22 protein-coding genes and 1 tRNA gene are annotated in these 23,188 nt (G+C 66.3%); 10 read left to right on the forward strand and 13 right to left on the reverse strand.

The window, feature by feature from the left end:
• Positions 1 to 138: 138 nt before the first annotated feature.
• Both GRI48_RS06385 and GRI48_RS06390 read right to left on the reverse strand, forming a co-directional pair.
• Positions 139 to 1,068 carry an isopenicillin N synthase family dioxygenase gene (locus GRI48_RS06385; protein ID WP_160673021.1) on the reverse strand — a complete coding sequence of 310 codons (930 nt, stop codon included), beginning with the start codon at positions 1,066 to 1,068 and terminating at the stop codon, positions 139 to 141.
• 8 nt (positions 1,069 to 1,076) lie between these two features.
• Positions 1,077 to 2,396 (reverse strand): NupC/NupG family nucleoside CNT transporter, encoded by a 1,320-nt coding sequence (locus GRI48_RS06390; RefSeq protein ID WP_160673025.1) that lies wholly within the window; start codon positions 2,394 to 2,396, stop codon positions 1,077 to 1,079.
• A 148-nt stretch (positions 2,397 to 2,544) separates the two neighbouring features.
• On the opposite strand from GRI48_RS06390, the gene GRI48_RS06395 reads away from it, so the two are divergent.
• The 6 genes from GRI48_RS06395 to GRI48_RS06420 all read left to right on the forward strand — a co-directional run bounded on the left by GRI48_RS06395 (position 2,545) and on the right by GRI48_RS06420 (position 9,552).
• Positions 2,545 to 3,261: a queuosine precursor transporter gene (locus tag GRI48_RS06395; protein WP_160673028.1), complete on the forward strand. Its 717-nt coding sequence runs from the start codon at positions 2,545 to 2,547 to the stop codon at positions 3,259 to 3,261.
• Between the two features lie 65 nt (positions 3,262 to 3,326).
• The gene (gene cysD / locus GRI48_RS06400; RefSeq protein WP_237451743.1) at positions 3,327 to 4,289 is read left to right on the forward strand and encodes a sulfate adenylyltransferase subunit CysD; all 963 of its coding nucleotides are present in this window, start codon (positions 3,327 to 3,329) and stop codon (positions 4,287 to 4,289) included.
• A complete protein-coding gene (cysN, locus tag GRI48_RS06405) occupies positions 4,289 to 6,214 on the forward strand; it encodes a sulfate adenylyltransferase subunit CysN (RefSeq protein ID WP_160673031.1) in 1,926 nt (641 codons plus the stop codon). The genes cysD and cysN overlap by 1 nt, the downstream gene beginning before the upstream one ends.
• 8 nt (positions 6,215 to 6,222) lie before the next feature.
• Positions 6,223 to 6,942, forward strand: a complete 720-nt coding sequence (locus tag GRI48_RS06410) for a 3'(2'),5'-bisphosphate nucleotidase CysQ (RefSeq protein WP_237451745.1) — start codon at positions 6,223 to 6,225, stop codon at positions 6,940 to 6,942.
• Between the two features lie 85 nt (positions 6,943 to 7,027).
• Entirely contained in the window at positions 7,028 to 7,918 is an 891-nt protein-coding gene (locus GRI48_RS06415; RefSeq protein WP_160673039.1) for an aldose 1-epimerase, read from the forward strand.
• 71 nt (positions 7,919 to 7,989) lie between these two features.
• A complete protein-coding gene (locus tag GRI48_RS06420) occupies positions 7,990 to 9,552 on the forward strand; it encodes an aldehyde dehydrogenase (NADP(+)) (RefSeq protein ID WP_160673042.1) in 1,563 nt (520 codons plus the stop codon).
• 19 nt (positions 9,553 to 9,571) lie between these two features.
• On the opposite strand, the gene GRI48_RS06425 is transcribed toward GRI48_RS06420, so the two are convergent.
• From GRI48_RS06425 to GRI48_RS06450, 6 genes are all read right to left on the reverse strand, one after another.
• Positions 9,572 to 9,647, reverse strand: a tRNA-Lys gene (locus GRI48_RS06425).
• Entirely contained in the window at positions 9,647 to 10,177 is a 531-nt protein-coding gene (gene folK, locus GRI48_RS06430) for a 2-amino-4-hydroxy-6-hydroxymethyldihydropteridine diphosphokinase (RefSeq protein WP_160673045.1), read from the reverse strand. The genes GRI48_RS06425 and folK overlap by 1 nt, the downstream gene beginning before the upstream one ends.
• On the reverse strand, positions 10,162 to 11,025 hold the full coding sequence (aguB, locus tag GRI48_RS06435; protein ID WP_160673048.1) for an N-carbamoylputrescine amidase: 864 nt from the start codon (positions 11,023 to 11,025) through the stop codon (positions 10,162 to 10,164). Before aguB ends, folK begins: the two co-directional genes overlap by 16 nt.
• 12 nt (positions 11,026 to 11,037) lie before the next feature.
• On the reverse strand, positions 11,038 to 11,793 hold the full coding sequence (locus GRI48_RS06440) for an SIMPL domain-containing protein (RefSeq protein WP_160673051.1): 756 nt from the start codon (positions 11,791 to 11,793) through the stop codon (positions 11,038 to 11,040).
• A gap of 74 nt (positions 11,794 to 11,867) precedes the next feature.
• Positions 11,868 to 12,332 carry a YybH family protein gene (locus GRI48_RS06445; protein ID WP_337190780.1) on the reverse strand — a complete coding sequence of 155 codons (465 nt, stop codon included), beginning with the start codon at positions 12,330 to 12,332 and terminating at the stop codon, positions 11,868 to 11,870.
• Positions 12,329 to 13,171, reverse strand: a complete 843-nt coding sequence (locus GRI48_RS06450) for a class I SAM-dependent methyltransferase (protein ID WP_160673054.1) — start codon at positions 13,169 to 13,171, stop codon at positions 12,329 to 12,331. Before GRI48_RS06450 ends, GRI48_RS06445 begins: the two co-directional genes overlap by 4 nt.
• A 100-nt stretch (positions 13,172 to 13,271) precedes the next feature.
• On the opposite strand from GRI48_RS06450, the gene msrA reads away from it, so the two are divergent.
• A complete protein-coding gene (gene msrA, locus GRI48_RS06455) occupies positions 13,272 to 13,817 on the forward strand; it encodes a peptide-methionine (S)-S-oxide reductase MsrA (RefSeq protein ID WP_160673057.1) in 546 nt (181 codons plus the stop codon).
• A gap of 19 nt (positions 13,818 to 13,836) precedes the next feature.
• Here the strand turns inward: msrA and GRI48_RS06460 are convergent, their stop codons facing one another.
• Positions 13,837 to 15,072 (reverse strand): RsmB/NOP family class I SAM-dependent RNA methyltransferase, encoded by a 1,236-nt coding sequence (locus GRI48_RS06460; protein ID WP_160673060.1) that lies wholly within the window; start codon positions 15,070 to 15,072, stop codon positions 13,837 to 13,839.
• A 59-nt stretch (positions 15,073 to 15,131) separates the two neighbouring features.
• Between GRI48_RS06460 and GRI48_RS06465 the strand changes: the two genes are divergently transcribed.
• Positions 15,132 to 15,290, forward strand: coding sequence for a DUF1674 domain-containing protein (locus GRI48_RS06465; RefSeq protein WP_160673062.1), 159 nt, complete (start codon positions 15,132 to 15,134; stop codon positions 15,288 to 15,290).
• Here GRI48_RS06465 and GRI48_RS06470 read toward each other — a convergent pair.
• The 4 genes from GRI48_RS06470 to GRI48_RS06485 are packed head-to-tail and all read right to left on the reverse strand — an operon-like array spanning position 15,287 to position 20,835.
• A complete protein-coding gene (locus tag GRI48_RS06470; RefSeq protein WP_160673064.1) occupies positions 15,287 to 16,690 on the reverse strand; it encodes a cytochrome P450 in 1,404 nt (467 codons plus the stop codon). The two genes, GRI48_RS06465 and GRI48_RS06470, sit on opposite strands and share 4 nt — an antisense overlap.
• 40 nt (positions 16,691 to 16,730) lie before the next feature.
• Positions 16,731 to 17,753, reverse strand: coding sequence for a ferrochelatase (hemH, locus tag GRI48_RS06475; protein ID WP_160673066.1), 1,023 nt, complete (start codon positions 17,751 to 17,753; stop codon positions 16,731 to 16,733).
• Positions 17,750 to 20,089: a xanthine dehydrogenase family protein molybdopterin-binding subunit gene (locus tag GRI48_RS06480; RefSeq protein WP_160673068.1), complete on the reverse strand. Its 2,340-nt coding sequence runs from the start codon at positions 20,087 to 20,089 to the stop codon at positions 17,750 to 17,752. The genes hemH and GRI48_RS06480 overlap by 4 nt, the downstream gene beginning before the upstream one ends.
• Positions 20,074 to 20,835, reverse strand: coding sequence for an Mrp/NBP35 family ATP-binding protein (locus GRI48_RS06485; protein ID WP_237451866.1), 762 nt, complete (start codon positions 20,833 to 20,835; stop codon positions 20,074 to 20,076). Before GRI48_RS06485 ends, GRI48_RS06480 begins: the two co-directional genes overlap by 16 nt.
• A gap of 269 nt (positions 20,836 to 21,104) precedes the next feature.
• Here GRI48_RS06485 and hflK point away from each other — a divergent pair, with 269 nt between their 5' ends.
• Together hflK and hflC are read left to right on the forward strand one after the other, a co-directional pair.
• The gene (gene hflK / locus GRI48_RS06490; protein ID WP_237451747.1) at positions 21,105 to 22,301 is read left to right on the forward strand and encodes a protease modulator HflK; all 1,197 of its coding nucleotides are present in this window, start codon (positions 21,105 to 21,107) and stop codon (positions 22,299 to 22,301) included.
• Position 22,302: 1 nt separating this feature from the next.
• Positions 22,303 to 23,172 (forward strand): protease modulator HflC, encoded by an 870-nt coding sequence (gene hflC / locus GRI48_RS06495; RefSeq protein WP_160673074.1) that lies wholly within the window; start codon positions 22,303 to 22,305, stop codon positions 23,170 to 23,172.
• Positions 23,173 to 23,188 lie beyond the last annotated feature (16 nt).

Below are 23,188 nucleotides of genomic sequence, written 5' to 3' on the forward strand. Positions count from 1 at the left end.
ACCAAGGCGTGACAACGCGATGCCGAGTTATCCACACGGCACGGAGTTGCGTTTACAGCATTGATTCAAATGGCTTTTTCAGTGTTGCTGCATTGCAACAACCGACGAGAAACTTGTGCCGTGAGCAACCGATGGCGTCTAGGCCAGATTGATCTCGCGAAGTCGCTGCAAAAGGAACTCGTGGCTCGAAATCGATTCGGGCTTGTCCTCGGGGTTATCCGGATCGACGCAGCTGTCGAGGGTTTCGATCACGTAGTCGGGCCGGAAATGGAGGAAGAACGGCATCGAATAGCGCGCCCGGTAGGCCGCCTCGCCACGCGGGTTCACGACGCGGTGCGTCGTCGAGCGCAACTTGCCGTTGGTCAGCCGGTCGAGCATGTCGCCGATGTTGATGACCAGCGCCCCCGCCGGAGGATCGACGGCGAGCCATTCGCCCTCGGCCGTCAGCAGTTCCAGGCCAGCTTCCTCGGCGCCGAGCAGCAGGGTGATCGTGTTGATGTCGCCATGCGCGGCGGCGCGGATCGCGCCTTCGGCCTCGGCGCCTTCCAGCGGCGGATAGCGCAGCAGGCGCATGACCGAGTTGCCGTCCTCGACCGTGGCCGCGAAGAAGTCACGCTCCAGCCCCAAGTGCAATGCGATCGCTTCGAGGACTCGTCCGCCGGCCTTCTCGAATGCTGCGTAGAGTTCCTCGAAGGTGTCGCGAAACTCCGGCATTTCCTCGGGCCAGACATTGGGTGCCATGAACTCGGCCAGCGCATGATCTTGCGGGAGCGAACGACCGACGTGCCAGAACTCCTTGAGGTCGTGGACCTTGGCGTCCTTGGCTTTCTCGGTACCGAAGGGAGTGTAGCCGCGTGCACCCCCGCCGCCGGGAATGTGGTACTTGCGCTTGGTTTCCTCGGGCAGGTCGAAGAACTGCTTCGACATCTCTTCGGCGCGATCGATCAGCGATTGCGGGATGCCGTGATCACGCACCACCGCGAAGCCGAACTCCTCGAAACTGCGGCCGAGTTCATCGGCGATCGTGTCGAGCGGCTGGGCAAGGGAGACTGAAGCGATTTCGGACATGGGTTTTCTCAGTAGGGAAGGAACAGGCCGGCGAGCGCCGCGCTCATCAGGTTGGCTAGACTGCCGGCGGCAAGCGCCCGCAGGCCGAGCCGCGCGATGACGGGACGCTGGTTCGGCGCAAGCCCGCCGGTCACCGCCATCTGGATCGCGATCGAGGAAAAGTTGGCGAAGCCGCACAGCGCGAAGGTGACGATCGCGCGGCTGCGCTCGGTCAGGGCACCTGCATCGACGCCGCCCAGTTCGATGAAGGCGACGAATTCGTTGAGCACGATCTTGGTGCCGAACAGACCGCCGGCGATCCCCGCCTCGTTCCACGGCACGCCGATGAGATACATGACCGGCGCAAAGACCCAGCCGAGCACCATCTGGAAGGAGAGCTCGGGGAAACCGAACAGCCCCCCGGCAGCCCCCAGTAGTCCGTTGGCCAGGGCCACCAGCGCGACGAATGCGAGCACCATCGCACCCACCGCGACCGCCAGCTTGACGCCGGTCTGCGCGCCCTGTGCGGCGGCCTCGATGATGTTCGCGGGCTTGTGGCCTTCCTCGAAGGTCTCGGCGACCTCGACCTCGTGCGGCTTGTCGCCTTCGGTGATGGCCGCCGGACCGTCGCCGCTGATGCGCGTTCTGGGCAGGGCGATCTCGCCTTCGGCAACGGCGCTCGGCTCGTCATCGTCGGGCATGATAATCTTGGCCATCAGGATGCCGCCCGGCGCGGACATGAAGGCCGCGGCGAGCAGAAACGGCAGGTAGGACGGACCGAGCAGCCCGGCATAGGCCGCGAGAATGGTACCCGCGACCCCGGCCATGCCGACGCACATGAGCGTGAACAGGCGGCTCGGCGACAGGCCGGCCAGGTAAGGCCGCACCACCAGCGGGCTTTCCGACTGGCCCACGAAGATGTTGGCGGCCGCGCCCAGCGATTCCACCCGGCTGATGCCGGTCACCCAGCCGATCGCTCCGCCGACCCAGCGTACGACCTTCTGCATGATGCCGAGGTGATAGAGGATCGAGACCAGCGCGGCGAAGAAGATGATCACCGGCAATGCGCCGAGCGCGAAAGTATTGGAAAGCGGATTGTTCTCGCTCGCGCCGAACAGGAACTGCGTCCCCTGATCGGCATAGGAAAGGAGGGCGGCAACGCCGTTCGCCATGCCCTGGATCACCAGCCGTCCGCCGCTCGTTCCGAGCACGAGGAAAGCGAGCAGGGCCTGCAGGGCGAAGGCAGAACCCACGATCCGCAGGCTGATCCGCTTCTTGCCCGTCGAGAGCAGGAAGGCGATCAGCAGGATGGCAAGGATGCCGACAAGGCTGGTAAGAATCGGTGGCATGAACTGAAAATCCTGCGGCCCGTTAGTATCAATCGAACCCATTTGCCAGAACGGAGCCTCCGGCGATAGCCGAGCCCGGCAGTTGCCGACAGGGGATCGCGCCGGGCCACCGGCTTGCATTCGCTGCGAAACGCCATATGCGCACAGCATGATCGACCCCGTCCAGACCGATAGCGCCATCACCCGCCCGGGTGCGCTTGCGACCGCCATGCCCCGCGGCCTCTTCGTTTTCCTGCTGCTCTACGGCGGCATGACGGTGCTCGCCGGGGTGCTCGCCTTCAAGCAGGTGCAGCTCTGGCCGACCAATCTGGCAGTCGAGGCCGGCATCTTCGCCTTCCTGTTCCTGGTCGTCATCTCGAGCACGATCGCGCAACTTTACGGAGAGGCGCTCGCGAGGCGGCTGGTCCTGTGGGGCTTCCTGCCGCTCGCGATCTCGGCTGCGCTGATCCTGCTGGTGCTCCAGTTGCCCGCATCGCCCGAGATGGTGGAATTCCGGGCAACCGACCTCGCCGCCTTCGAGACCGTGCTGGCGCAGACGCCACGAATCATGATGGCGGGTCCGGCGGCCTATATCGTCTCGCTCCTGCTGAACGTCTGGATCTTCTCGCGACTGCGCGGATCCGGTGACGATGGCACGCTGGGCCTGATGATCCGCGGGGCGATCGCCAGTGCGCTGAGCCAGGCGATCGATTCGGTGATCTTCATCACCCTCGCCTTCTACGGCGAGTTCGACATCACCAACCTGCTCATCGGACAGGTCATCGCAAAGGTCACCTTGTCCTTCGTGCTGGTGCCGTTCCTCATCACCATAGGCGTGGCCTTCGCGCGCTGGCTCGACCGGCGGGGCATCGGTCCCGCGCTCTAGTTCGCTTGCAGGGGTGCAAGAACTTCTGTCGCCCTGCCACCTCGCGGTTGTCCAATGCGTCCCATATGGGGGATGAAACTTCATCGCAGGACGCTAGACATCGCATCATGAGCGGCACGACCGGACTTACCCATCTGCAACGCCTCGAAGCCGAGGCGATCCATATCATGCGCGAAGTCGTGGCCGAGGCCGAGCGCCCCGTGATGCTCTATTCGGTCGGCAAGGACAGCGCGGTGATGCTGCACCTGGCGCGCAAGGCCTTCCATCCCGCGCCGCCGCCCTTCCCCCTGCTGCACGTCGACACCACGTGGAAGTTCCAGGACATGTACGCCATGCGCGACGAAATGGCGCGCGAGGCCGGCATGGAATTGCTGGTCCACCAGAACCCCGAGGCGGCCGAGCGCGGAATCAATCCGTTCGACCACGGCCCGCTGCATACCGACATGTGGAAGACCGAGGGGCTCAAGCAGGCGCTCGACAAATGGGGCTTTGACGCGGCATTCGGCGGCGCCCGGCGCGACGAGGAGAAGAGCCGCGCGAAGGAGCGCGTGTTCAGCTTCCGCACCGCTAGCCACGGCTGGGACCCGAAGAACCAGCGACCCGAACTGTGGAACCTCTACAACGCGCGCAAGAACAAGGGCGAGAGCATCCGCGTCTTCCCGCTCTCGAACTGGACCGAGCTCGACATCTGGCAGTACATCCAGCTCGAACAGATCCGCATCGTGCCGCTCTATTTCGCCGCGCCCCGCCCGACTTTCGAATGGGAAGGCGGGCTGTTCATGGCCGACGACATCGACCGGCTGGAAAAGGTCATGGGCAGGAAGCCCGAGATCACGACGAAATCGGTACGCTTCCGCACGCTCGGCTGCTTCCCGCTGACCGGCGCGGTGGAGAGCGAGGCCGCGACCCTTTCCGAGGTCATCCAGGAAACGCTGCTGACCACCACCAGCGAACGGCAGGGCCGCGTCATCGACAAGGACGCAGGCGGCGCCGGCATGGAGAAGAAGAAGCAGGAGGGCTATTTCTGATGGCCGACGCACCGCAAACCGGCCAGGTCTACGAAACCGACGCGTTGATCGCGGAGGATATCGACGCCTACCTCGACACGCATCAGCACAAGACCATGTTGCGCTTCATCACCTGCGGCAGCGTGGACGACGGCAAGTCCACGCTGATCGGGCGCCTGCTCTACGATTCCAAGATGATCTTCGAAGACCAGCTCGACGCGCTGGAAAGCGACAGCAAGCGGGTCGGTACGCAGGGTGGCGAAATCGATTTCGCCCTGCTGGTCGACGGGCTGGCCGCCGAGCGCGAACAGGGCATCACGATCGACGTCGCCTATCGCTTCTTCAATACCGAGAAACGCAAGTTCATCGTCGCCGACTGCCCGGGGCACGAGCAGTACACGCGCAACATGGTGACCGGCGCCTCGACCGCCGATCTCGCCGTGATCCTGATCGATGCCCGCAAGGGCGTGCTCGTCCAGACGCGGCGGCACAGCTACATCTGCCACCTGCTCGGCATCCGGAACATCGTGCTGGCAGTCAACAAGATGGACCTGGTCGACTATTCGCAGGAAGTCTTCGAGCGGATTGTCGAGGATTATCGCGGCTTTGCCGAGAGCATCGGGATCGAGAGCTTCACCGCGATCCCGATTTCCGGCTTCAAGGGCGACAACATCACCTCGTCTCCTAGCCACCACACGCCCTGGTACGACGGGCCGAGCCTGATCGACCACCTCGAGACGGTAGAGGTCCGCTCCGCCGTCGACCGGCAGAAGCCGTTCCGCATGCCGGTGCAATGGGTCAATCGTCCCAACCTCGACTTCCGCGGGTTCGCCGGGCTGATCTCGGGCGGCGAGATCCGTCCCGGCGATCCGGTGCGCGTGCTGCCTTCGGGCAGGACCAGCACGGTCAAGAGCATCGTCATGTGGGAAGGCGAGGCGGACGAAGCCGTCGCCGGCCAGTCCGTCACGCTGACGCTGGCGGACGAGGTCGACTGCTCACGCGGCGACGTGATCGCCACCGCCGACGATCCCCCGCAGGTCGCCGACCAGTTCGAGGCGACGATCGTTTGGCTTGCCGACCAGGATCTCCAGGTCGGGCGCGGTTACTGGCTCAAGCTCGCCACGCAGACCGTCTCGGCGACGGTGCAGGAGCCCAAGTACGAGATCGACGTCAACAGCCGCGAGCATCTTGCCGCCAAGACGCTGTCGCTCAACGAGATCGGCGTGGCCGAGGTTACCACCGACAAGCCGATCGTGTTCGAACCCTATGCCGACAACAGGGCGCTCGGCGGCTTCATCCTGGTCGATAAGATCACCAATGCGACCGTGGCCGCCGGCATGCTGAACTTCAGCCTGCGCCGTAGCCAGAACGTCCACTGGCAGGCGACCGACATCACCCGCGAACATCACGCGTCGCTCAAGAACCAGACTCCCCGCGTTCTGTGGTTCACCGGCCTGTCGGGCTCGGGCAAATCGACCATCGCCAACGAGGTGGAGAAGAGGCTCGCGCTGATGAACAGGCACACCTTCCTGCTCGACGGGGACAACGTGCGCCACGGGCTCAACAAGGACCTGGGCTTTACCGAGGCCGACCGGATCGAGAACATCCGGCGCGTGGGCGAGGTCGCGAAGCTGATGACCGATGCGGGCCTGATCGTGCTGACCGCCTTCATCTCGCCGTTCCGCGCCGAGCGGCAACTGGTCCGCGACATGCTGGCCGAGCACGAGTTCATCGAGATCTTCGTCGACACCCCGCTGGAAGTCGCCGAGGAACGCGACGTGAAGGGGCTTTACCGGAAGGCGCGCGAGGGTAAGCTCAAGAACTTCACCGGGATCGACAGCCCCTACGAGCCGCCCGAGAACCCGGAAATCCGCGTCAACACGGTCGAAATGACGCCCGAAGAGGCCGCCGACCACATCATCCAGCAGATCCTGCCGCTGAAATGAGCGCGTCGATGACCGATGCCGAGTTGGCCGCGCATTTGGCCGAGATCGCCGGGCGCATCCTGCTTTCGGTGCGCGAGGCAGGCGTGTTCGAGGGCAAGGCGCTGGGCAAGGCCGGCGACGAGACGGCCAACCAGTTCCTCGTCCATGCCTTGCGCGCGCAGAGGCCCGACGACGGCCTGCTGTCCGAGGAGAGCAAGGATACTCACGAACGGCTCGCCAAATCGCGGGTCTGGATCGTCGATCCGGTCGACGGGACACGCGAGTTCGGCGAAGCACGCGCCGACTGGGCGGTGCACGTCGGCCTCGCAGTCGATGGCGTCGCGCGTGTCGGCGCGGTGGCCCTGCCCGGCCTCGGCACGGTCTTGCGGACCGATCGACCGGTGGCGATTCCGCCAGCCCCCGAACGACTGCGCATGGTGGTCAGCCGCACGCGACCGGCCGCAGAAGCGGTGTCGGTGGCGGAGAAGCTCGGCGCCGAACTGCTCCCGATGGGCAGCGCCGGAGCGAAGGCGATGGCCGTCGTGCGCGGCGAGGCCGACATCTACCTGCATTCGGGCGGCCAGTACGAATGGGACAGCTGCGCGCCGGTGGCAGTCGCGCTGGCGCATGGCCTGCATTGCTCGCAGATCGACGGCAGTCCGCTGGTCTACAACCAGCGCGATACCTTCATGCCCGACCTGCTGATCTGCCGACCCGAACACGCCGAAAAGGTTCTCGCCCTGCTCTAGCCGACGTTGCCCGCCCGGCGAGGGGCGTTCGGCCCACTGAGCACCTTCACCTTGATTCGGCACGCAGGCCTGTCAGACGGGTCGCATGGCTGATCCGCACACCTTCGCCATTGCCGCCTCTGGTTGGCGCGCCGAGATCGCGCCGGGTGTCGGGGGCAGCCTGGCTTCGCTGACGCTCGACGATGTGCCCGTGCTGCGCAGCGCGCGCGCCGGATCGGCCGATCCGACCGAGCTGGCGTGCTTCCCCCTAGTTCCCTTCGCCAACCGGGTCGATCGTGGCCTGTTCTCGTGGCAGGGAACGAACGTCTCGCTGAAGCCGAACCACTTGGCCGAGGTGCACGCGCTGCACGGTTCTGGCTGGCAGGCGGAATGGGAGGTCATGCAGCGGCGCGAGTTCAAGGCGAGCATGCGCTACCGCCACGATGGATGCGGCCCGGCTCCCTTCCCCTCCGATCCTGACCGCTGGCCCTGGGCCTTCGAAGCGGAGCAGCGCGTGCGATTGGGCAAGCGCGGCTGCGCGATCACCCTCGATGTCACCAATTGCGCAAACGTGCCGATGCCCGCCGGCGTCGGGCTGCACCCCTATTTCCGCAGGCGAACCGAGACCCGGCTGCGTTTCCGGTCCAACGGAATCTTCCTGGTCGACGAACTTCTCGTACCGACGGGAGAGTTTGCTGCGTCCGACCACTTCGCGGATTTTTCGCACGGAGCCGCGCTGCCCGACCGAACGATCGACCATTGTTTCGTCGCGTGGGACGGCGAAGCGGTGCTCGAGGACGCGCTGGGCACGATCCACTTGAGCGCGCAAGGTGCGCCCTACGTGCATGTCTACGCACCTGCGGGCGCGGATTTCGTCTGTCTCGAGCCGGTCTCCCACATGCCCGATGCTCTCAACCAGGATCCCGGGGGAGTCACTTCGCTGCCACCAGGCTGTACCGCCAGCCTGCGCGTCTGGATCGAGGCGGAACTCGCCTGAACTAACACGGGCTGCGATGTCGGCAACGGTCGGCCTGTGCATTCGCTGCGTGACGCGATAGAGGGTCGCCCATGTTGCGTGGCAAGAACCTGATCGCCGGCGAATGGCGCACCGCAGACGAGACATTCCGCGCCGTGGAGGCGGCTACCGGTGAGCCGCTAGACCCGCCTTTCGCATGCGCGAGCGCGGCCGAAGTGGCCGAGGCCTGTGCCGCAGCCGCCGAGGCGCAGCCGCACTTTGCCGCGCTTCCGCTCGAGCGGCGGGCTGCGTTCCTGCGCCTGGTGGCCGACAAGATCGACGGGCTCGGCACGATACTCACCCGGCGCGTCATGGCCGAGAGCGGGCTGCCCGAAATGCGGCTCGACGGCGAGCGTGCCCGCACCGTCGGACAACTGCGGCTGTTCGCCGAGGAAATCGAGAACGGGGCGTGGCAGGCGCTGCGCATCGATCATGCCGATCCGTCGCGTACCCCGCCGAAACCCGATGTCAGGATGCGCAAGATCCCGATCGGCCCGGTCGCGGTCTTCGGCGCGAGCAATTTCCCGCTCGCCTTTTCGGTGGCCGGCGGCGACACGGCCTCGGCGCTCGCCGCCGGGTGCTGCGTGGTGGTGAAGGGCCATCCGGCGCACCCCGGCACTTCCGAGCTAGTCGCTGGCGCAATTGCCGAGGCAGTGGCTCAAATCGATCTGCCGGGCGGTGTCTTCTCGCTCCTCAACTCGACTTCCAACGCCTTGGGCGAAGCGCTGGTGAGGGACCCGCGCATCGCTGCCGTCGGCTTCACCGGCTCGCGCGGCGGTGGCCTTGCGCTCATGCAACACGCAGCCAACCGCCCCGTGCCGATCCCGGTCTATGCCGAAATGAGCAGCGTCAATCCGGTCGTCCTCATGCCGCACCGGCTGGCACGTGCGGCGGAGGAGCTCGGCAAGGCCTATGTCGCATCGCTAACGCTCGGCGCAGGGCAGTTCTGCACCAATCCCGGCGTGGTGCTGGGCATCGCCGGAGACGCGCTCGACACGTTTCTCGGTGCCGTGCGTGGCGAGTTGAGCCAGGTCCCGGCGCAGACGATGCTGACCGGCAACATCGCCGACGCCTACGCGACCGGTTCGCAGCGCTTGTCCGGCGAGGCAGGCGTCGAGCTTGTCGGCCTGGGTGCCGAAGGGTCGGCCCGATGCGGGCGGGCGCAGGTCTATACCGCCAGCGGCAGCGCGTTCGCGGCAAACCGTGTGTTGTCGGAAGAGAACTTCGGTCCGGGATCGATCGTCGTGCAATGCACCGACCTTGCCGAGGTTCGCTCGATCCTCGCCGCGATGGAAGGCCAGCTGACGGCCACGCTGCACATGGAAGAGGCCGACTACGAGGATGCCGCGGCGATCCTCGCCATCATGGAGAACCGCGCCGGCCGGATCCTCGCCAACGGTTGGCCGACAGGCGTCGACGTGACCCATGCAATGGTCCACGGCGGGCCGTTTCCCGCGACTTCGGATGGCCGCAGCACCTCGGTCGGGACGCTGGCGATCGATCGATTCTTGCGACCCGTGGCCTACCAGAACATGCCGGATGCTCTGCTACCCGCGAGGTTGCGCGAGGGCGATGCAGGAACGCTGCGTCGCATCGACGGCGAGTATGGTTGCTGAGCGACAGGTTGGGAAAAGGTGGTGAGCCGTGCTGGGTTCGAACCAGCGACCTACTGATTAAAAGTCAGTTGCTCTACCGACTGAGCTAACGGCCCTAACCACCGGGGCGCGGACTAGGGGCGGCGCGCGGTCGGGTCAAGCGTGCATCCAGTTGCGCCAGCGTCAGCCCGGTAACCGGGTCGCGCCAGCCGGGAGCGATGCTCGCGGCCGGACCCAGAACGAACGCGCGCCTGCGGAACAGCGGATGCGGCACCGAAAGGGCCGGTGATGCCCAGATCCCCCCGCTCCACAACACGATGTCGAGATCGAGCGGCCGAGCCCGCCAGCGCTGCCCTCGCCTGCGCCTGCCGAACGCGCGCTCGATCCGCTGGAGCCGGGCTAGCACCTGCTGCGGCCCCTCGGCTGTTTCGACCATTGCCGCTGCATTGGCATAGCATCGCTGCGAGGGACCGACCGGTGCGCTGGTGATGATCGGCGAGACGGCCAGGACCTCGAAATCCTCATGCTCGAGCGCCGCCATCGCTGCCCGGATCATCGCGCGCGGGTTGCCGACACCGCTCACGCGCATGTTGCTGCCGAGCGCGACGAGATATCGCTGCCGCGCTTCGGTCAGATGTCCTCGCAAAGCCTGCCGTAGAGTTGCGGGCGGCGATCGCGGAAGAAGCCCATTCCGGCGCGATGCGTGGCAGCCTGCGCTAGATCCAGCTTCGCGACGAGCACGCCTGTTTCGTCCTTGCCGAACTCCTCGACCATGTCGCCCCACTCGTCGCAGATGAAACTGTGCCCGTAGAAGCTCTGCCTGCGGTCGTCCGGCCCTTCGTGGCCGATCCGGTTGCTCGCGACCACCGGCATGCAATTGGAAACCGAGTGACCGATCATGGCGCGCCGCCACATGCGGCTGGTGTCGAGATCCGCATCATAGGGTTCGGAGCCGATAGCGGTCGGGTAGAGCAGGACTTCGGCGCCCATCAGCGCCATGGCGCGGGCGCATTCGGGATACCACTGGTCCCAGCAGATGCCGACGCCGATCCGCGCGCCGAACAGGTCCCAGACCTTGAAGCCGTCGTTCCCGGGCCGGAAATAGTATTTTTCCTCGTAACCCGGGCCGTCCGGAATGTGGCTCTTGCGATAGGTGCCCATGATCGCGCCGTCGGGTCCGATCATGGCGAGCGTGTTGTAATAATGGTGGCCGTCGCGCTCGAAGAAGCTGGTCGGGATCGCGACGCCCAGCTTAGCGGCAAGCTGCTGCATGGCGAGCACGCTGGGATGTTCGGCGGTCGGCCGGGCGAGCGCGAACAGCGCCTCGCCCTCCTCGCGGCAGAAATACTCGCCACTGAACAGCTCGGGCGGCAGGATGACCTGCGCGCCCCGGCCTGCCGCCTGCTCGACCAGCGCGGAGACGGCTGCGATATTGTCCGCCTCTTGCGGAGCACCGAGCGCGAGCTGCAGGGCGGCGACTGTGAGCGTTGTCATACCCTCGCGCGGTTACTTCGGCACGAGAGTGAAGTCCACCTGCACCGCGACGGCACTGGTCGTCTGGCCCGGCATGATCGTGGCCGATTCTTCCGCCGCGCTTTCGAGGCTGACCGGACTGGCGCGATAGATCGGTGGTGGCGGGGTGACGGGCGGCGGCGGTGCTCCGGGAATGTAGCGATCGCCCTGCGATCCTCCGGCATCACGAATGGCCAGGACGCGGCCGATTTCCATGCCGGCAGCATCGGCATAGGACTGCGCCCGCGCGCGGGCCGCCTTGTATGCGTTGCCATAGGCGGTGTTGGTCGCGCCCTCCGGATCGGAGAGGCGCAGGTCGGGACCGCTGACGATGTTCGCGCCGACTTCGGTCACGGCGGTTACCGCCTCGCCTGCCTTGCTTATATCGCGGACGACGACGGTGACCGTGTTGCTGGCCTGAAACTGGCCCTTGCGGTCGCCGTAATCGAGCCGCTGGACACTGACGGTGCGGGTCTGGATGTCCTTGTCCTCGACGCCGAGCGCCCTCAACGCTGCGACGATCTCGTCGATGTTTTCCTTGGTCGCGGCACTGGCAGCCTTGGCCGTGGCCGCCCAGTTCTGGATGCCGGCCTGGAAGCGTGCTTCGTCGGGGCGCGTATCGGCTTCGCCGACGGCGCTCACCGACAGCAGCGTTTCGCCGTGGTCGACCCCGCGCGGGTCATAGACCTGCTCGCCGCACGCCGCGAGAGCCAGCATCGGGCCAGCGGCAAGCCAGGGGGTCATTCTCATTCATTTTCTCCCATGATATACTATCACATGGGAAATCGCAGTCTGCCCCTGAACCGCAGGTGTATGGTACCGCGTCAGCTGGAATGGTCGGCGATGATCTTCCAGCCGCCGGGTTCGCGCTCGAACACCAGCGAGGTCAGCCCGGTGGCGTCCTCGCCCTCGGCCAGATCGACCGTATAGCGGCCGATCAGTAGCGCATGATCGGGACCGAGCCGGCGGAAATCGACCGTCTCGATCGAGAGCGTGCCGCGGGCAGCATCGTTCGAGAAATCGTAGCCCTGCTCGTAACTGCGCGCGAGAGCGGCCTTGCCGCGGATCATGTCCTTGCCGCCGACGTAGCTCGTCTGCGGATCGGCCGAGTAGACACCGAGGAAGCGATCCATGTCGCCCGCGTTCCAGCCCGCGACGCTGTCCGCCAGCGCCGCCTCGACCGCAGCCTGCGCGGCTTGCACCGAGACTGCGGCAGGTACCGCCGGCATCGTCTGGCAGGCAGACAGGGCCAGCGCAGCGAGCGCGGCGACGAAACTGCGCCGGATCACTGGCGCTTCCGGAACAGCAGCGTCATCCGGTCGCTTTCGCCGATGGGCCTCAGCGCCTCGTTCTTGCCCCCGAGGCTCGGCAGCAGTTGCCAGACACCGCCTTCATGGTCGGCCGTATCCTTCGGATTGGCATTGACGTCGCTCATGCCGACCAGTTCGAAGCCGTGCGCCTCGACAAGGTTGATGACGTCCTGCTGACGCAGGTAACCGTTGCCGCCCAGCGTGTAATCCGCCGGAGCATCGTCCTTTGCCCGGTGCTGGACGATACCGAGCATGCCATCGTCCTTCAGCATGCCGCGCAACCGCATCAGCTCGGAATACATTGCGCCCGAGCGCAGCAGATTGTGCATTTCGCGGAAGATCAGCACCCGGTCGACCGTGCCCTTCGCGGCTTCGGGAATGTCCTGCGATCCATAGACGGCGATCGGGGCACCGGTCAGCTTCCACCCCGGCGACGCGTCGGCGAATTGCCCCGGCAGTTTCGCGAAATAGTCTGCAAAGCCCTTGGCATCGGCGACCGCGGGATCGGGCGTCACGCCGATATAGGAGCCGTTGGCGCCGAGATAGGGCACCAGCACGCGCGTGTACCAGCCGCCGGCCGGCATGTAATCGACCACCGTCATCCCCGGCTCCACACCGAAGAAGGTCAGAGTTTCGAACGGGTGGCGCCATTGGTCGCGGGCGCGATCTTCCGCCCGGGCCGGAGCGGCCAGTGCCTGCATCAGCGCGTGATGCGAGGCGTGCGATTGCGGCATGGATGCCTTGGCCTCGTGATGATCGGCGTGGGCCGGTGCGGCAATGGCCAGCGCGGCGGCGGCGGCAAGAAGGATGTGCTTCACGGATGTCTCTCCCCTGGAAATCGTCGGGCGCACCCTACGGCTCTTCCCGCCGATGACAAGCGCCTGCGCGATACCTATCTGGTTGCCGAAGGAGATTGGAATGAGCGATACACGACAGGCCATTATCGCAGGCGGCTGTTTCTGGTGCACCGAAGCGGTGTTCCGCGACGTCGTCGGCGTAAGCGAGGTCGAAAGCGGTTATATCGGCGGCGACAAGGCGGACCCGACCTACAAGGAAGTCTGCAGCGGCCGCACCGGCCATGCCGAGGGGATCCGCGTGACCTACGATCCCGATACGATCAGCCTGCCCGAACTCTACGACGTTTTTTTGGGCACGCACGACCCGACGCAGCTCAACCGCCAGGGCAACGATGTCGGCACTCAGTATCGTAGCGCGATCTTCGTCGATGGCGATGAACAGCGCGCCGAAGCGGAAGCCGCCATCCAGCGCTGGAATGCGGACCATCCGGGGCAAGGCGCGGTCACCACGATCGAGGATGCGACCACCTGGTATCCGGCGGAAGATTACCACCAGGAATACTGGGAAGGCGAAGGCCAGCGGAACCCTTATTGCCAGGCGACCATTCCGCCCAAGCTGATGAAGCTGCGCAAGAGCTTCCAGAAATACCTCAAGGAAGACGCCTGAACTCCGCAGGCTCGGCGGCTCAATCCTTGCGCCAGCGCGCGACGAAGAAGCCGTCGAGCCCGCCCGCTTCGGGGAGCATCCCGGGATCGGTGCGCAACCAGCCTTCGCTGGTGGGGTCGATACCATCCGGCAATTCCTCGGATCGGATCGCGTCGGGCGCCAGTCCGACTTGCGAGACCTGCTCCTCTCCCTCCTGGCGTTCGAGCGAACACACGGCATAGACCAGCCGCCCGCCCGGCTTGAGCCAGCTTGCTGCCCGTTGGAGCAGCGCGGCCTGGAGCTCCGCCATTTCGGCAATCTGCCGGGCACCGATACGGTGGATGACGTCGGGATGACGGCGCGCAGTCCCGGTCGCGGTGCAGGGCGCATCGAGCAGGATGGCGTCGAACTGGTGCTTGGGTTCCCATTCCAGCGCATCCGCGCGGATCGGACTTGCTTTCAGACCCGTGCGCCTGAGGTTTTCCTTGAGCACGTCGAGTCGCCTGCGGCTGAGGTCGAGCGCGGTGACGTTCCAGCCGGCAGCGGCCAGTTGCAGCGTCTTGCCGCCCGGCGCAGCACACAGGTCGAGCGCGTGGCGGCCCTCGCCCGGGCCCAGCAAGCGCGCCGGCAGCGAAGCCGCCAGGTCCTGCACCCACCATGCGCCGTCCTCGTAGCCGGCCAGCCGTTCCACCGCGCTGCCGCGCGAAATGCGGACATGGCCGGGCATCAGGCTGTCGCCGGAAAGTTCGTGCGCCCAGTGCTGCGTGCGATCGGCATCGCGCAACGCGAGATCGAGCGGCGGTGGCAGCGCCAGCCCCTTCGCGATTTCCCCGGCACGCTCGCCCCAGCGCGCGGCGACCTCGTCCGGCAGGCCCGGGGCTGCGGGCAGCGTCACCTCTTCGCGCGTGAGCGTGGAGAAGACGCCATGCGCCAGCCGCTTCGGCCCGCCCGACAGCAACGGCAATGCGGTGGCGATAACGGCGTGCGGAGGCGTATCGAGCCGCAGCCATTGCGCCAGCATGATTCGCAGCACCATGCGCGGCTTGGCGTCGGGCGGAAGCGGGTTCTTGGTCGCGCTGTCGATCAGGCGGTCGAAATCGGTCAGCCAGCGCAGCACTTCGCCCGCGATCGCGCGGGCCAGCGCCTTGTCAGCAAAGCCGCGCAAGCCGCGGGTCGCGGCGCCGTAAGCCTGGTCGAGCGTCTCGCCCCGGCGCAGCACGGCATCGAGCATTTGCAGCGCGGCTCGGCGCGCGGGAAGTCCGGGAATGGATGGCATGGTCGACCGCGCCCCTAGCCTGCCTTGAAACCATGCGCCAGCGCGCGCATTTCAGCAGCATGACAAAGCGCAAGTCCGAAGCCGCGAAGAACTTCAAGAAGCCCGCCCACTGGAGCGACGCGCCCCCGCCGCAGCCCAGGGCGAGCGAGAACGACGAAGAACTGAGCCCGACCCGCTATGGCGATTGGGTCAAGGACGGCATCGCCATCGATTTCTAGAGTCTCTCGAACCTGACCTTGAGACCGTCCTTGGGCTTGGGGATCGGCCAGGGTTGCCAATCGGGCGCGTATCCGTCCGCTATCGCGATCCGGTATTGCGGCAGAAGATGCGCCATCAGGATCTTCACCTGCATGTAGGCAAAGTGCAGTCCGAGGCACATGTGCGCCCCGCCGCCGAATGGCACCCAGGCATACTTGTGGCGATCCCGGACCTTGTCCGGCGTGAACCGCATCGGATCGAACCGGTCGGGATCGGGCCAATGCTCTTCCATGTGGTGGACGTAATGGATGTTGATGCCCACCGGCGTGCCTGCCGGGATGCGGTAGCCGCCGAATTCGAAGTTTTTCAAGGCGCGGCGCGGCATGGAGGGAACCGGTGGGATCATCCGCAGCGCTTCCTTGAACGCCATTTCGGTCAGTTCGAGCTTGCCGAGGTCCTCGTAGGCGATCGGGCGGGTTCGCCCATCGGCATCGACGCCGCCCGTCACGGAGACGATCTCATCGCGCAACCGGTCCTGCCATTCCGGGTTGTTGGCCAGCTGCCACACCAGCGATGTCGCCGAGGAGGTGATCGTGTCGTGCGCCGCCATCATCAGGAAGTTCATGTGGTCGACCACCTCGTCGACCGGCATCAGCGAGCCGTCCTCGTGCGTCGCGTTGGCGAACTGGCTGAACATGTCCTGCCCCCCGCCAGCGGCACGCCGCCGGTGGGTTTCCTGCGTGAAATAGTCGACCAGGAACTCGCGCCCCTTCACCCCCTTGCGCATCTGCGTGAACGGCAGCGGCTTGCGGATCGGCGTAACCGAGGCCTGCACCATGTCGACGAAGGCCTGGTTGATCCGGTCGGCTTCGGGGCCGAACGGCAAGCCCACGAAGCTGTCCGCCGCGAGGTCGAGCGTCAGTTCCTTGATCGCCGGGTAGAACAGCATGTCCTTGCCGCCCCATTCGCGCACCGCACCCGCGATGCCGGCATTGAGCGAGCCGGAATAATGCCGCATCGGCTCCGGCTTGAAAGCGATCGACAAGGCGCGACGGTCCGCCCGGTGGTGGTCGAAATCGAGCAGCATCAGCCCGCGCGGGAACAGCTTGTCGAGGACCGGCCCCCACCCTTGCGTCGAGGAAAAGATCTTCTGCCGGTCGAACAGCACCAGCTCGTTCGCCTCCGGCCCGATCAGCATCACGTTCCATCCGCCCAGCGCTTTGCTGCGATAGACTGGCCCGTAGGTGTCGACCATGCGCCGGGTGAAGCCATGTGGGTCGGCGAGCATCCTGAATGTGTTGCCGATCAGAGGCGGCCCGGCATCGCCCGGAATGTGCGACAGGTCGTCGTCGGTCGGCTTGCCCTCGCTCCAGTGAGACGGGGCGAGTTCGGCGGGCGTGTGTGCTGCTAGAGTGGCCATGATATCCCCTTACTTACGCAGGTGTAAGTAATCGGTTTCGTCAAATCCAGCCGGAAAGCTCCCGCCGCACGAGGCGCTCCAGCATGGCCATGCCCGCATCGCCGTCGTTGAGGCAGGAAAGCGCGGCAAAGTTCTCGCCCCCGGCCTCGATGAACTGGTCACGACCCTGCAGCGCGATCTCTTCGAGCGTCTCGAGGCAATCGGCGGAAAAGCCAGGCGTGGCCACCGCGATCCGCCTCGTCCCCGCCCTCGCTTCCGCTTCCAGCGTTACGTCGGTCGCCGGCTCCAACCACCTGGCGCGACCGAAACGGCTCTGGAAAGTCGTCACGAAGCGCAAGCCCGGCCGTGCCATCGCCGCTTCGAGCAGGCGCGCGGTCTTCTGGCAGTGGCAATGATAGGGGTCGCCCAGATGCAGCGTGCGCTCGGGCATGCCGTGGAAGCTCAGCAGCAGAACTTCGGGCACGAAGTCGAGCGCGTCGACTTGCCTGCCGAGATCCTTCGCCAATGCGTCGATATAGGCCGGATCGTCGTGATAGGGCGGCAGCGTCCGCAGGCTCGGCTGCCAGCGCATGGCGGCAAGCTTGCGCGATGCCTCGTCGACCACGGTTGCGGTCGTCGCGGCGGAATACTGGGGATAGAGGGGAGCGAGCAGGATCCGCTCGCATCCGGCATCCATCATCGCCTGCAAGCGGTCGCCGATCGCCGGATTGCCGTAGCGCATCGCGAAATCGACCCGCACCCGTTCGCCGAGCAGGTCTTGCAAGGCGGCGGACTGGCGCCGGGTGATCGCCATGAGCGGAGAGCCTTCCTCGCTCCACACCTGGCTGTAGGCATGCGCACTCTTCTTCGGACGGGTATTGAGAATGATGCCGCGCAGGATCGGCTGCCACGCGATCGGCGGGATCTCGACCACTCGGCGGTCCGACAGGAATTCGGCCAGGTAGCGCTTGACCGAGGGCGCATCGGGCGCGTCGGGCGTGCCGAGATTGACGAGCAGCACGCCGATGCCGCCGCTCTTCACGGGTGGATGATCGGCGGGAAGCTGTTGTGGCTGGTGCGTCATGCGCCGTCCGCTAGCAGCGGGAGCGAACGAAGGCGATGCCCGGTTGCCGAATGGACCGCATTGGCGATCGCAGGTGCGATAACCGCCACGCCCAGTTCGCCCGGATCGAATGGCGGCGCCGGACTGTCGACGAAATCGACCTCGATTTCCGGGCAGGTCGCCAGGCTGGCGAGGCGCAGATCGCGCAGTCTCGCCGCGTTCGGAATACCCCGTTCGTAATCGAGCCGCGGGGCCAGCGCCAATTCCATGCCGTAGAGCAGGCCGCCCTCTATCTGCTGACGAGCGATGTCGAGATTGACGATCCGCCCGATGTCGACGGCAGCGGTGATCCGGTCGACGAGGATCCCGCCATCGCCCATGCGCGCCTCGACGATGCAGGCGATCCGCCCGCCGTCATCGCGCGAGCCCATGCGATGGCAGGCGAGGCCCTGCCCGCCCTGCCCGATGTTGCCGCCTTCCCAGCCCGCGATCGCCGCGCAGCGCCGCAGCACCGCGACCATCCTCGTGTCGCCACCCAGCATCCCGATGCGATAGGACAGGCGCTCGCGCCCGAGGCCGGCAGCGATCTCGTCGATCAGGCTCTCGTTGAAGAAGGCGGTGTAGCCATGGGCATTCGCCCGCATCCGGCCGCTCGGCAGGGGCAGCGTGACGGGCACGTGATCGATCGCGCAATTGGGAATGTCGTAAAGCGGCTCGGCCCCGGCGCAGACCATCGGATCGGCCTCTCCCTCGACTGCTTCGATCGCTGCCGGGGCGCTGGCATTATCGAACAGGCGTTCGCCGAATTCGCGGGCCGCGGGCGGCATGGCAATGCGCGCATGCCAGGTGCGGATCGTCCCTTCCTGCGGATCGACCTCCGCGCCGACCCGCGCGATCAGCGGCGGGCGCGGGCGGGTCATCTGGTGCTCTTGAGCGCGCGACCAGGTCAGCTGCACCGGCCGACCGGTTTCCTTCGCGATAATCGCCGCCTCGATCGCGTGGTCGAGTTCCAGCCGGCGATCGAAGCTGCCGCCCGCGGCGACCGGATAGAGCACCACGTCTTCTGGCGCGAGGCCGACGGCCCGCCCGGCCGCCACGCGGGCCCGCTCCGGCGCCTGGCTCGCGATCCACAGCTCGAGCCTGCCATCGATCAGGCGCGCGGTCGCGCTGGCGGTTTCCAGCGGGGCATGAAGAGCCGGGTGCACGACGTAGCGGGAGATATATCCAATCCGCGAAAGGCGATCGTCCGGTTCGCCCCATTCGAGCACGCGTTCGGCATCGCCCTGTTCGATCGCGGTCGCCAGCAGCGTGTCGTTCACCCGGCTGTCGACCGCCTGGAGAGCGCGGAACTTGGGCCGCATCGCATCCAGCGCGAGACTGGCGTACCACCAACTCGTCCCCACTGCGGCGAGCCAGCGCCTTGCCCGCACCGCGCCGACGAAGCCGGTCATCCCGGCAGCTTTCGCGGCATCGAATTCCGCGAGTTCGCCATCGCCCTGCGGCGCATGGCGGATCGCGGCATAGACCATCCCCGGCAGGCGAACGTCGCCGGCAAATGTCATGCTGCCGCCGACCTTGGCCGGAAGATCGATGCGCGGGTACGGCGAGATCGCATCGGTGTCGGACGCGAAGGGTTGTTCGGCGAAGCTTTCCGGGCGCAGCGGGGGCGGATCGGGCGGGTCGAGCAGCGCCGCATCGGCGGCAAGTTCGCCGAATCCTGCGCGCTTGTCGCCGTGGATCACGAAGCCGCCGGCCACCTCGCATTCTTCGGGAGAGACATCCCACCGGTTTGCGGCAACTTCCGACAGCATGCCCCGCGCACTGGCTGCGGCGATCCGGCATGGCTCTTCATAGGCCGCGAGCGAGGTGCCGTCGGCGGTGACCGTGAACCGTTCGCTCTCGGCAAAGCGCCTGACGAAATAGTCGTCCGCCTCGTCGGCCAGCCCCGGCAGAAGGTCGCGCCACAGCGGCGCCCAGGCGGCCGCCAGCGGCAGGTTCGGATAGGCACCGTTGGGCGGGACCGGCTCGACCGCGACCTGCCGCCAGTCGGCACCGAGCTCCACGGCCACGATCTGCGGCAGCACGGTGGTCACGCCCTGTCCCATCTCGAGCTGCGGAACGGCCACCGTTACGATCCCGTCCTCGCCGATCTTGAGCCAGGCACCGTAGGCATACTCGCCGCGGCCCGGCGACAACGGCGGCGCGAACTGGCGCGGCATAAGCGACCAGGCGAGCACCAGGCCTCCGCCCGCGGCCGCACCGGCAATCAATCCGCGTCGGCTTACCCTGGGGCCGGCATAGCGCGGCAAACCGGGCAATCTGCCCTTGATTCCTGGGATCTTCAGCCTGCCAGCCATGTCGCCAGTCGATCGGCTACGTCGCGGAAGATCGCGCCCGGCGCGCCCTCGCCAGCGGCCAGTGGCTTGCCGGCATCGCTTGCTTCGCGGATCGCCATTTCCAGCGGGATGCGGCCCAAGAGCGGCGCCCCCATGGCCTCGGCCGCAGCCTCGACCCCGCCGCGACCGAAGGGATCGCTCACTTCGCCGCAATGCGGGCAGGCATAGCCGGCCATGTTCTCGACCAGGCCCACGATCGGCACGCCGGCGGTTTCGAATAATTGCGCGGCGCGGGTCGCATCGATCAGCGCAAGGTCCTGCGGGGTCGAGACGATGACCGCGCCGGCAGGCTTGTGCTTCTGCAGCATCGACAATTGCACGTCCCCGGTGCCTGGCGGCAGATCGACGAGCAGCACCTCGACATCGCCCCAATGCGCGTCGATCAGCTGGCCGAGCGCATTGCCGACCATCGGGCCGCGCCAGGCGATCGCCTTGCCGGGTTCTACGAGATGCCCCATCGAGAGGACGGGCACGCCGTACTCGCTCGCGACCGGGACCAGCTTGCCCTCTTCCGCCACCGGACGCTCGCCCGCATTACCGAGAAGCACCGGCTGCGACGGGCCGTAGATATCGGCATCGACCACACCGACCTTGTGGCCCGACTGCGCAAGCGCGACGGCGAGATTGGCGGTAAGGGTCGATTTGCCGACGCCGCCCTTGCCCGAGCCGATCGCGACGATCCGCCGCTGCGCTCGCTCGGCAGTCATCGCGAGGCGCACGTCGTCAATCTGCTCATTTTTCAGCAGCGCCTGCTCGGCCGCTTGCCCGAGCGCGGCGCGAGCCTGCGCGTCGAGCCCGGCAACATCGAGCACCACCGTCGCGGTAGCGCCGGTCAGCCGCGCCGATTGCACGCGAGCGGCGATATCGGCGCGCAACAGGGCCTTGAGTGCATCCTGGTCCATGCGCGAGGCCTCCTAGCAGCAAAATCCGTGCGGCAACCCCTGTTTTTCCCGCAATCGACACCTATAAAGGTCGCATGAGGATTTTCGACGGGATCGGACGGTCGATCGGATTCGCCATGGCAGGCAAGGGCAATCCCTGGGGCAAGCCCCCGGGTGACGGCAGCGGCAGTGATGGCGGCGATGAACCGAAGGGCGACAGCCCGGGCAGCGACGGCGGCAAGGACCGGGGGCCGCGCAATCCGTGGTTGCCGGGTGGTTCCGGTACTCGCGGCAGCGACAGCGACGACCGGCGCCGCTCTGCCAGCATCGAGGATATCTTCAAGAACCGTGGTCCCGAAGGCCCGCGCCGCAGGGGCGGCGGTGGCCCGCGCGGTCCCAATTTCCGCATGCCCGAGCGACCTGGCGGCAAGAGCTGGTTCCCCATCGCGGTCGCAGCCATCGCCCTTTTATGGCTGGCAGTGTCCAGCATCCACTTCGTCCAGCCGCGCGAGCAGGGCGTCGTCACGTGGCTCGGTGGCAAGTATTCGCACACGATGGACCCGGGCACGAATTTCACTGCGCCCTGGCCACTCCAGACGGTCGACGTGATGGACGTCAGCGAAATCAGGCTCGAGGAGATCGGCTCGGGCGGGGAAAACCTGATCCTGACCGGCGACCAGAACCTCGTCGATCTGTCCTATATCGTGCGCTGGAACATCTCCGACCTCGTCGCCTACAAGTTCGAATTGCCCGATCCGGAGGAAACCGTCCGCGAGGTCGCGGAGAGCGCGATGCGCGAATCGATCGCCGAAACCGATCTCGACCGCGTGTTGTCGGGTGCCGGGCGCGAACAGGTCGAAACGCGGGTGCGGGCCCGCATGCAGAACATCCTCAACGCCTACGGGTCCGGGATCGCGGTGCAGGGTGTTGAAATCGCGCGGACCGAGGCACCGGAACAGGTGATCGAGGCATTCAACGACGTGCTCGCCGCGCGCCAGGACGCGGAACGCGAACTCAACCAGGCGCGCCGTTACGAACAGCAATTGCTCGCGCAGGCGCAAGGTAGCGCGGCCGAGTTCAACGAGATCTACGAGCAGTATCGCCTCGCGCCCGAAGTCACGCGGCGCAGGCTCTATTACGAAACCATGGAGAGCGTGTTGCGCGGTACCGACAAGACCATCGTCGAAACCGATGGCGTGACGCCCTACCTGCCGCTGAACGAAATGCAGCGCCGCAATCGCGGTGGCACGACGACCGTCACGCCGCCGGCGGCACCGCAGGGAGGCCAGTGAGATGAACACGATCTGGCAGGACCACAAGGCAAGCGTCATCGCGGTGATCGTGCTGATCGCCGCACTGCTGAGCACGATGGTGATCATCCCCGAAACCCAGCAGGCGGTGAAGATCCGTACCGGTGAGCCGGTGGCGGTCATCAATCGCTTCGATCCCGACCAGCCCTTCGGGCGGACCGGCGCCGGGCTGTGGTACCGCATCCCGATCGTCGAGCGGATCCAGATGGTAGACCGGCGGATTCTCGATCTCGACATGCAGCGCGAGACGGTCCTGTCGAACGACCAGCAGCGGCTCGAAGTCGATGCCTACGCCCGTTTCCGCATCTACGACCCGGTGCTGTTCGTCGAACGCGTCGGCAGCGAGGACCGGCTGCGCAACCAGCTTGCGCAGATCCTGACCTCGGTACTGCGCCAGGAGCTCGGTCGGCGGACGTTTGCCAGCCTGCTCACCGCAGAGCGCGGCAATGCGATGACCAATATCCGCGACCAGCTCGACCAGCAGGCGCGCCAGTACGGCGCGCAGGTTCTCGACGTGCGGATCAAGCGGGCAGACCTGCCGCGCGGCACGCCCTTGCAGGCCGCCTTCACGCGGATGGAATCCGAACGCCAGGAAGAAGCCGAGACGATCCGTGCGGGTGGCCGGCGCGATGCGCAGATCATCCGCGCCGAATCCGAAGCCGAAGCGGCGGAGATTTACGCGGAGGCCTACAACAAGGATCCGCAGTTCTACGACTTCTTCCGCGCGATGGAGAGCTATCGCCGCACCTTCGGACCCGCCCGCCCGGGCGAGAGCCCCGAGAACGTCGGCGAAAGTTCGGTGATCCTGTCGCCGGACAACGACTACCTGCGCCAGTTCCGCGGCGGTCGTTGAACCGAAGGTTCTGCGC

This window comes from Qipengyuania oceanensis, from assembly GCF_009827535.1.
In the GTDB taxonomy this organism is placed as follows: Bacteria; Pseudomonadota; Alphaproteobacteria; order Sphingomonadales; family Sphingomonadaceae; genus Qipengyuania_C; species Qipengyuania_C oceanensis.